An 8,889-nucleotide genomic window follows, 5' to 3' on the forward strand; every position below is an offset into this window, starting at 1 on the left:
GAATATGGATGTTTCAATTCTTTTATAGATTCTGCTGAAAACTTATATACTTTTTATATTTAAGTATTGCGTTTTTGTTTTTTCCCAAGGAATTCTCCTTCCCCGACCTTGGGAAAACTCTGCGAGACGCGGAAAAACATGAAAAAATTTCCCAAGACAAAATAGAAACATAACTCGCTCAATATCATTTGGGTTTAGTGGATTTACTGCATTCGCTTAATTGTGTAATTAATTCTTTCACTATATTGATTCTGGTTATTGCATCGCTCTCGGCCTCTCTTTTCGCTCTTTCGGCTTCCCATGGCCATATGGGTTCGATTCCTCTTTGCCTATAATCCATGAGTTCCCTCAGCGCCGTCATTACTTCATTAATGCTTAATCCGCAGAGGGTTAATGCGTGGGCCGCATACGCTATGAGTTCCTCTTTTCGGCCCCGCTCCACGAAGCCTATTATGGCATTGGCGATAGCCTCATCCTCAGCGGTCGAGACCAGCCTTGCTTCCCTGGAGAATTGTTCATACACCTTCTCGGCCATCTTCTCGGATGCTCTGGAGTAGGTCAAGTATAGTCTATGGCTGATCAGGGTCATCGCGATGAGCACCGCCACTATTGCCGCTAAGTCAATGTACTGCGAATAAGCAAGTAGAGGAGGCAATGACGAGAGCGTGGCCGCTACCCCCATTAGTAAGATTATGGTGACCATCATGGGGTACAGCCCATTTAGATCCATTGCAACTCCAAGAATTGATTCTCGAAGCCCCATTAGAATTGTGATGGATATGATCACCCCCGCAATAGCCGCATACATGAATGGCGCAGCCATTGGGGCATAGGCCAAGCCCAGGAGTCCCCCCACCCCATAAATCACGAGGGAATCGCTTAGCCTATACATGAAGGCCCTCACGGCAGTGCCCCACCCATTCCTCGCCCTCTTGATTAGGCCCGATAATATGAATAGGTATAGAACCAGCCCAGCGCCGCTTGCCTTACTCGAGTGAATTAATCCGGCGGTGTATGAGATCAAGAGATAAATGAAGACAGCGGGAGCCACTAGCCTCCTCAATGCTTCAGCATCATGTCCCCGCCCAGTTAAGTAATCCCCGGCAATAATGATTCCATAGTATATGATGAGGGGGAGAAGCATTGCATCCACGATCCAATCAATGAGTAGACGAGCCCCTGGGTACCGCAGTGCCATGGGTGCCGCAATTAAGTAAATAATGACCGTGACCACCACGGCAGCAATTAACTTAGACGCATTGGCGGTGAGTCCACCCATTACTCGCACCCCATAATTAAGGCATCCCTAAGCCTCGCCAACTCCCTTAGAAAATACTCATACCTCCCCCTATCTATTGGGTATCCCCCGTACCTTACCTCCTCGAAAACCCTTAAGCCGCTCCACCCCAAGCACTCCACGCCAAACCTGCGGCACGCCTCCCTGGGAGTCTCCTCAGCAGCGGCGCCACGCGCCATCATATTCGCCCGAAACGAGTCTATAACGTCGCTGGAGTAATCATTAACCACCCAAACCCTATGAACCTCCTCCTCACTGCCCATCCTCGCCCTAACCTCATGACACCCACTCGCCCTAAAAACAATGGAATCCCCAACCACCTCGCCCTCGGGAAGTATGGATAGGCTTGCCCCAGGCACCATGGAGTAATTAAGAGGATCATTTATTCTCCAGGAAAGAGGCAAGTCCTTATCAATACCCAACTTAATTAATTCACCCCCACCCCAACCCCGTAATTGCACCGGCCTCCCGCTCAGACTCAATTCATTGCTCACAAGGCGCTGTGAATGAGTCTTGGGAATCGCTTCGCGGCCTCTCTTCTCCTCCTGGATCCTCCGCTTCATGTTGTTCTCAAGATTCTTAGTCCCCCTACCGCCGCGCCTAGAGCTTAATAGGGAAAACGCCAATATGACTATTATCAGAATGATTAATAGATATATCAACCATGGAATCGCCTTCTCGATAATAATTGGGGTAACTGCCTCCCGCAAACCTTGGTTCCCTTTGCTGGAGGAACCGCTCAATCCAGCTCCGCCCCCGCCTCCTCCCGTTATTGATCCTCCCGCCTCGCCTCCTCCCGTTATGCCTGTAGTGAAGGGTAAGGGCACCCTTAATGTATTGAGGGGGGTAGTTATGAAGAGCAGCCCAATTCCTTTGCTCCAATCACCGATGAATCCCTTATTTAGGGTGATCATTGGAGCGATAATTGGGGTCTCTATGAAAGGAATGGATCCATTAATGCTGGGCCAATTATATGATAAATTAATGGCGATGCCGGGCAAGCGACCCAACCCAATGCCTTGATTAACCCCACCCAACCCCCCGCCCCCGGCTCCGTTATTAATGGAGTTGCCGCTGCCCAATGAGTTGGAGACTCCACCAACTGCCTGGATCGGGAGTAGTTGAATTGAGTTCATTAGGATCCAAGTCACTGCTAGGGCTATAGCCAAAAACATTAATGCAGTAGCCTTGTCATTCATACCTTTATCTCTCTCGTGGCGAGCGCGATTGCCGCCACGCTCATTAGGGCGAATCCAATTAATGGAATAATAGCGAGAATCGCCCCCAGAATTAGCGCGGCGCCAGCGATTACTCCAGTAACGTCCCGCTCATGGATCAGGATGCGCGTCAAGGCTCCGCCAATTATGGCTATGCCTATTATCCAGACCGCAATGCCGACGACAATGGGCCAAGGAAGCGGTATGGTTAGGTAAATAATTGGGCCCGATATATTGATCGACATTCCCTGATCCACTATTGGATTAATGACTAGCATGATCATGATTAGCACGCCAATGAGGGCCATCGATGCGCCGATTAAACTAATGGTGGAGCCCGCGAATAATGCTAGTCCAGGGAATCCCCTTCCCCTGAATTCCCTGAGCCCAAGCCATAACTGAACCCCAGCCAGTAGAGTCAATAGGAAAAGCGTGATCAGCGATGCATCCACGAGGAGTCCAATGCTTAATCCATAAATGCCCACGCCCGGTAACCCAGCCTCACTTGGGTGGAGAAGGGCAGCCATTAACCTGGACACCGAGCGAGCCGCAGCGATGGGATCGGCCTCCACATACTTGATGATACTGGTCGCGATCTTCGCGTCGCTCATAATTATGTTCTCAATTATTGTGAGGAACAGGAAGAGAAGTAGCCATGATAATAATGCCCTGATTAGGGGCTTGAATCCAAGGTCGGCAATGCTTACCCATCCGGACATTATTCATGGATAAATATATGATTCAACATAAAAGGTTTGCGCCTAAAACCTATGTCTCCTCGCAATAATTGTCAATACTAAGTAAGTGATAGAGAATAGCATTAATGCGAAAAGCGGCGCTAGAATTATGAGCCTCGCGATCCTCATGATGAGGTAGGCCAGGAATGACGTGAATAAGGCGGCTACGCCCATGATTATTGCGGCGTCACCCATGCGGTTCAACTCCAATTCATCTGCATCATCATACCCCAACTCCCTAATCCTCCTTAGTAATCGCTGCGATGCGTCGAGGGTGGAGCCGAGGAAGTAGGCGAGGCAACTGGACGCCATGGCGAGGCCAAGGTACGGCAGCGAGTATTGATTGATTGAACCCAATGCGAAGTGGGCGTAGTAAGGCACGTAGCCCAGCCCAAGCACTAGGAGGAATGAGGATGATAATAATGAGAAGAGGCCCCCGGCTCCGCTTCCCTTCCCCCTAACCACCCCAATGACCTCAATGATCAGCGTGATCGCCAGCAATAAATAGATTAAGCCACTGGGGTAATCGCCTCCATAGAGAAGCACCAGTAACGGCGTTGCCGGGAGAAGCATTACCAACATAAATAATGCCATCCTCACGATAACCACCTAATCATGGGCATCAGCCTCACCACCACGGTGCCCACCCCCTCACACGCCGGGTCCCATGTGGTCACCAATGCTCCCCTAGGCAGTAAATCCCTCTTCTCATTAATGCGTGGAATGCAGCCCACGTCACCATAATTCCTCAGCCTCTCCCTTAACGCAATTGATGAGTGATTGATATCTATAAGTATGGTTCTGCTAATGCACTTACGATCGCTGCAAATGGATCTTATCGAGTTAATGGCTCCCGGAGCAGCTAGGTTACTGGTCATTATCAGTATGGGCCTGGTCTCCATTATTACCCTAATCATCGCCGGATCAATCATGGCTCCCCCCCTCCCCGCCTCGACTAGAAGCAGGGCATTCATGATCCGCTGGAACTGGGTTTGCCCCGAGGATGGCATTACCCGGATGCCCGTATCGGGCACAGTCCATAACCCCACGTTATAGCCGTATCTAAGCATCATTTTGCTCAGGGATAAGATGAGGGACACGGAGTACTCTAGGGGATTCTCATGCGGAAGCCCCAGCCTCATCCATTCCCCCACGTCCAGGAGAAATATTCCAGCCCTTAACCCCTCCCTCTCATATTCATTAATAAATAGGTTTCCCTGAGGCGACCTGGCCGATGCCTTCCAATTAATGAATTTAAATGGATCCCCAGGCAAGTAATTACGTACCTCAAGGAAATCCGAGGAGGGAGGCCCAACCCTGGTCGGCGTTGTTCTTGGGGTCAGGGTGGACGGCTTGATTCTGCCTAGGCTTCTCCTAATTATCCTGTACCTAGGCACCACCAGTAATTCCTCGCTAACCTTGATCCTATCCTCGATTACCCTCATGCCGAACACATGATGATAAGCGTAATTAATCAAGCCGAACTCGAATCTTCCCCGCCGCAATGCCTTAATCCTGACCCTAAATGCCCACTCGCCATCCCTGAATCCCTTGAATATAACGTGACTAGCTCTCCCGCTCACTATATCAAAGCTCTCCCTATGCCTTGACGCCGCATATGACGCTGGAGGAACATTAATAGCTATTACGCCAAGTCCGCGCTTAACCCTCACATTAATTATCATCTCCACCTCATCCCCCACAAAGACCCGCTTCCTGCTTAGGGATAGGGCTATATCTATCCGCGGCTCATCATTCGTGTAAATGGCTAGGCCCACCATTAATATGGCGAATAGGACTGGAATTAAGGCCTCCTTTGCAGTGCTCATGAATGCGATGACGGAGAGCGTGGTGGGCAGCAATAGGAGGAGGTAATAGGACTTAGTGATTTCCTTAACCATGCTCTCACTTCGGAACGGGCAATTTACTTACGTACTCCAGAACTATATCCCGCCCAGTCACTTCCCCCTCTATGGCTAGCTCCGGCTTAAGGATTACCCTGTGCCCAAGCACGTCTGGAGCTATGGATTTAATATCGTCTGGGACAACGTAGTTTCTCCCATCTATTACGGCCATTGCCCTAGCCATTCTGAGGAGGGACATTAATCCCCGGGGACTGGGGCCAGCCGCCACCCTATCATCGCCTCGAATCGATCTAAATGATAAAATGTACCTCAACAAGTCATCGCTGACCTTAACGCCGCCCTCAATGAATGCCCTAATGCCCTCTAACTCGCTTGGTCCGGTAACCGGCGATGCCTTATCGGTCGGGTCATCCGTCATCCATGCCATTCTCCTCCTCAATAACTCCAACTCCTCCTCTTCATCTGGGTAACCGAGGCTGAGCTTAATCATGAACCTATCCAATTGAGCCTCGGGAAGAGGGTAAGTGCCCTCATACTCTATGGGGTTCTGGGTGGCGATCACTATGAAGGGTCTCGGCAATCGCTGGGTCTCTCCCTCTATAGTTACCTGGAGCTCCTCCATTGCCTCCAGGAGCGCTGCCTGGGTCTTTGGAGGCGCCCTATTGATCTCATCGGCCAGCACGAAGTTAGCGAATATGGGTCCCCTCATCACCTCGAAACGGCTCTCCCCGGGCCTCCATACCTTGGTTCCAATCAAGTCGCTTGGCAATAGGTCCGGCGTGAATTGGATCCTTGAGAAACTAAGGCCTAGGATCCTCGCCATTAGCTTAGCGAGGAATGTCTTTCCAACGCCTGGCTTATCCTCTAGAAGCACGTGACCCCCGGCCAGGACAACGGCCATCACCATCCTCACGGCGCCCTCCTTGCCCGAGTAGAGGCTTAGGATGCCATTAATGACTGACTTAGCTCTCTCCGCGGCGAAACCAGTATCTACCTCCACATCCATAAATACTAGGCACAGCTTTAAAGAATTTTTCAAAAAAGCAAGNAAAGCGTTGATCCCCCACCATTAGGGACGAGGNCTATTCATGGTTTATAATGCCATTTAGTGCCGTACATGATTATTGCAAACATCGTATGCTCCCCCCTCCATGATGCCGCGATGATTTCCCTTGCAAGGAAAGGATATAAATATGTATTTAATTTAAGGAAAAGTATGAAGCCGATAATNATTATCGCGGTGGCTGCAGCAATAGTAATAGGCATAGCCGCGGGTCTCCTCATATTCAATTACTCGACAACGCCAAAAACAACATCAACCCAATTATCGATCACCCAATCAACCACCTTCTATACCGCCTCAACTCAATCCCCAACTCCTTCAACTCAATCAACATCTTCACAATCAGTAACAACCGCCTCAACTCAATCATCACAGGAAACACAGACAACCACAATAACCATGCCTCCACCAAGCACTACAACTACATCCTCCGCCTCGCCTCAATCATCCTCGCCAGCAATGGAGGCGCTCTGGAGCCTCGGCAATGCCACGGTTAAGCAAGCCACATTAACCTACACGGGCTCCGTATATATAACCGCCCTCAATGCCTCAGGTCCTGGAGCAACAATGGAGATACGCATTAATGTGCCCACCGTTGAGTTTTCTTATATTAATGAATCCTCCAGCGCCGATTACTACATAGCGGCCAACATAACCATATCATCAGCCAGTCAAGGGGTAAGCATAACTATGCCGTTAATGCTGGGCCTCGAGGTCAGCGGTAACTACTCATGCCTGGCCTTTAGCTCTCCATTAATTGCTAGATACACTAATGGCTCCGCAATTAAGTTCTGCGGCGAGACCAGGAACTATACTGGGGTGCGGCTAAAGGTAGGCAATACTAAGATATTCGAGGGCGAGCTCTCCTATATTGGCTCCTCAACGTGGAACGGCCAAACCACTTACTGCTTCCAAACAGTTAAGCCCTACACGAATACAACCAATTTACGTTACCTATTCAGCAACGTCACATCCGCCGCATCATTTGCCAACTCATCATTAAGCCTAAGCAGGATGTGCCTATTAAGTAACGGCATTCCAACCACATTACTTGGCAGCCTAAACATAACGACCCCAACCCCTAAGTCGAATATATTGATTAATTTCGACTTTAATTTAATTGGCCTCTCATCAACATTTGATCAGGCAGCACTCAATAACTTAATGGCGCATGCCATAAATATAACCCAATTAATGCATCCCCCGCCCCCCTCCTCATCATGAATTAAAGGAATCTATAGTTCTATTTTATATTTATGGCATGATGCATTCATTGCTTGCTTTGGATCATTTGGGTAATGTTTATATATGCGTTACCATTAAATGGACACGCAATTAATTCAATTACAACTCAATAACCCCCCAATACAGCACTATTAGGCGATTCTTAATGTGGGGAATCATGGGATTAACATCAATCTTCCTTTAGATCTGCTTTTCAGTGCACGGCTAGCCTGTGTGCCTCCTTTGAACCTGAATTAATCATTTTTATTGCTGAGGTTCAGTGCTTCCCTATGGTTGGGGTTGGGGATCCTGCGCCGGACTTCGAGGCTCCTGCGCATGATGGATCTAGGATTAAGTTAAGCGAGTTAAGGGGAAGGTGGGTCATAATTTACTTCTTCCCCAAGGCATTCACTCCCGGCTGCACCAGGGAGACCCAGGCATTCGCCTCATCCTGGAACAGGTTCAAGGAGTTAGGCGTCGAGGTCCTCGGCATCAGTAGGGATGATTCAGCCACATTAGCTAGATGCGCCAAGGCCGAGGGCGCTAACTTCAAATTGATAAGTGATGCGGATGGCTCCATAGCGAGATCCTTCAATGTCCTCGGCATGCTCGGCATGGCTGATAGAGTCACATTCATAGTGGATCCAGAGGGAAAAATAGCCAGCATCATACGCGGCTTCAGTGTGAGGCCTGATCAGCACCCAAACGCCGCACTACGGGCAATAAGCGAGAAAATGCATGCATAAACCCCATCACTACTATAACATACACTAATCCTCATAAGAAAACCATCTTAATAGAAAGTTATCTTATACATAATAATATTAATTGACGAATATATGCTATGAATAATTCTCTTTTAATTTGAAAGCCAAGTTAAGTTTTTTTATACGCATGGGGGAAAACCTCGCCATTTATGGCGGGGATGAGGGGTAACTTTAAATATTTGATGTTCCTATTTTTCTGATGCCCATCGTGGGGTTTAGGTTCAGAGCATACACTGATCGACGAACGTTGAGGGCGTTAAAGGCCCAGTTGGAGTTGGCTTGTGAGGTCTACAACACCCTACGATGGGCAGACAAGTACTTCTACCATGAGGATGGGAAGGGATTAAGCAAGAATGAGTTGAGGCAACTAGCCCTCGACCTCAGAAAACAGGACGAAGAGTATCAACAGCGCTATTCCCAGACACTGCAACAGATAGCAGATAGATACTACGAGGCTAGGAAGCGCTTTTTAGATGGGTTATCGCGTTTCCCAAGGGAGAAGAAACCCCATAAATACTACTCCTTGGTTTATCCGCAGAGCGGGTGGAAGATAGTGGTTAGGAAAGCTAGAACGAGTGGGAGTGGGAGGAGGCTTGTGTTGAGGCTGAGCGGCCTCGGGGCCTTCAAGGTCATTGCCCACAGGGACTTCCCACTAGAGAAAGTTAAACGCGTGGCGGTGAAATTGACGAGGAGTGGAAAAGTGTATGTCTCATTCATTG

The 8,889-nt window shown here is 49.0% G+C and carries 8 protein-coding genes and 1 pseudogene; 3 read left to right on the forward strand and 6 right to left on the reverse strand.

Going from position 1 to position 8,889, the window contains the following annotated elements; all coding sequences use genetic code 11:
• Positions 1-184: 184 nt before the first annotated feature.
• From AT710_08195 to AT710_08220, 6 genes are read right to left on the reverse strand one after another with little or no spacing between them, the layout of a single operon-like run.
• Positions 185-1,279 carry a hypothetical protein gene (locus tag AT710_08195; GenBank protein ID KUO90826.1) on the reverse strand — a complete coding sequence of 365 codons (1,095 nt, stop codon included), beginning with the start codon at positions 1,277-1,279 and terminating at the stop codon, positions 185-187.
• Positions 1,279-2,496, reverse strand: coding sequence for a hypothetical protein (locus tag AT710_08200; GenBank protein KUO90827.1), 1,218 nt, complete (start codon positions 2,494-2,496; stop codon positions 1,279-1,281). Before AT710_08200 ends, AT710_08195 begins: the two co-directional genes overlap by 1 nt.
• Entirely contained in the window at positions 2,493-3,233 is a 741-nt protein-coding gene (locus AT710_08205) for a hypothetical protein (GenBank protein KUO90828.1), read from the reverse strand. The genes AT710_08200 and AT710_08205 overlap by 4 nt, the downstream gene beginning before the upstream one ends.
• A gap of 42 nt (positions 3,234-3,275) precedes the next feature.
• Positions 3,276-3,833, reverse strand: coding sequence for a hypothetical protein (locus AT710_08210; protein ID KUO90829.1), 558 nt, complete (start codon positions 3,831-3,833; stop codon positions 3,276-3,278).
• Between the two features lie 14 nt (positions 3,834-3,847).
• A complete protein-coding gene (locus AT710_08215; protein KUO90830.1) occupies positions 3,848-5,152 on the reverse strand; it encodes a hypothetical protein in 1,305 nt (434 codons plus the stop codon).
• 4 nt (positions 5,153-5,156) lie between these two features.
• Positions 5,157-6,122, reverse strand: coding sequence for a magnesium chelatase (locus tag AT710_08220; protein ID KUO90831.1), 966 nt, complete (start codon positions 6,120-6,122; stop codon positions 5,157-5,159).
• Positions 6,123-6,233: 111 nt separating this feature from the next.
• Between AT710_08220 and AT710_08225 the strand changes: the two genes are divergently transcribed.
• The 3 genes and pseudogenes from AT710_08225 to AT710_08235 all read left to right on the forward strand — a co-directional run bounded on the left by AT710_08225 (position 6,234) and on the right by AT710_08235 (position 8,889).
• Positions 6,234-7,403 carry a hypothetical protein gene (locus AT710_08225; GenBank protein ID KUO90832.1) on the forward strand — a complete coding sequence of 390 codons (1,170 nt, stop codon included), beginning with the start codon at positions 6,234-6,236 and terminating at the stop codon, positions 7,401-7,403.
• A gap of 290 nt (positions 7,404-7,693) precedes the next feature.
• Entirely contained in the window at positions 7,694-8,149 is a 456-nt protein-coding gene (locus tag AT710_08230; protein ID KUO90833.1) for an alkyl hydroperoxide reductase, read from the forward strand.
• 220 nt (positions 8,150-8,369) lie between these two features.
• A pseudogene (locus AT710_08235) lies at positions 8,370-8,889 on the forward strand.

Origin of the sequence: Thermocladium sp. ECH_B (assembly GCA_001516585.1) — an archaeon.
Lineage (GTDB): Archaea > Thermoproteota > Thermoprotei > Thermoproteales > Thermocladiaceae > Thermocladium.

Coding starts and splice junctions, on each gene's coding strand:
- AT710_08195 (KUO90826.1), bottom strand. CDS start 1,279: ATGGGTGGACTCACCGCCAATGCGTCTAAGTTAATTGCTGCCGTGGTG.
- AT710_08200 (KUO90827.1), bottom strand. CDS start 2,496: ATGAATGACAAGGCTACTGCATTAATGTTTTTGGCTATAGCCCTAGCA.
- AT710_08205 (KUO90828.1), bottom strand. CDS start 3,233: ATGTCCGGATGGGTAAGCATTGCCGACCTTGGATTCAAGCCCCTAATC.
- AT710_08210 (KUO90829.1), bottom strand. CDS start 3,833: ATGTTGGTAATGCTTCTCCCGGCAACGCCGTTACTGGTGCTTCTCTAT.
- AT710_08215 (KUO90830.1), bottom strand. CDS start 5,152: ATGGTTAAGGAAATCACTAAGTCCTATTACCTCCTCCTATTGCTGCCC.
- AT710_08220 (KUO90831.1), bottom strand. CDS start 6,122: ATGGATGTGGAGGTAGATACTGGTTTCGCCGCGGAGAGAGCTAAGTCA.
- AT710_08230 (KUO90833.1), top strand. CDS start 7,694: ATGGTTGGGGTTGGGGATCCTGCGCCGGACTTCGAGGCTCCTGCGCAT.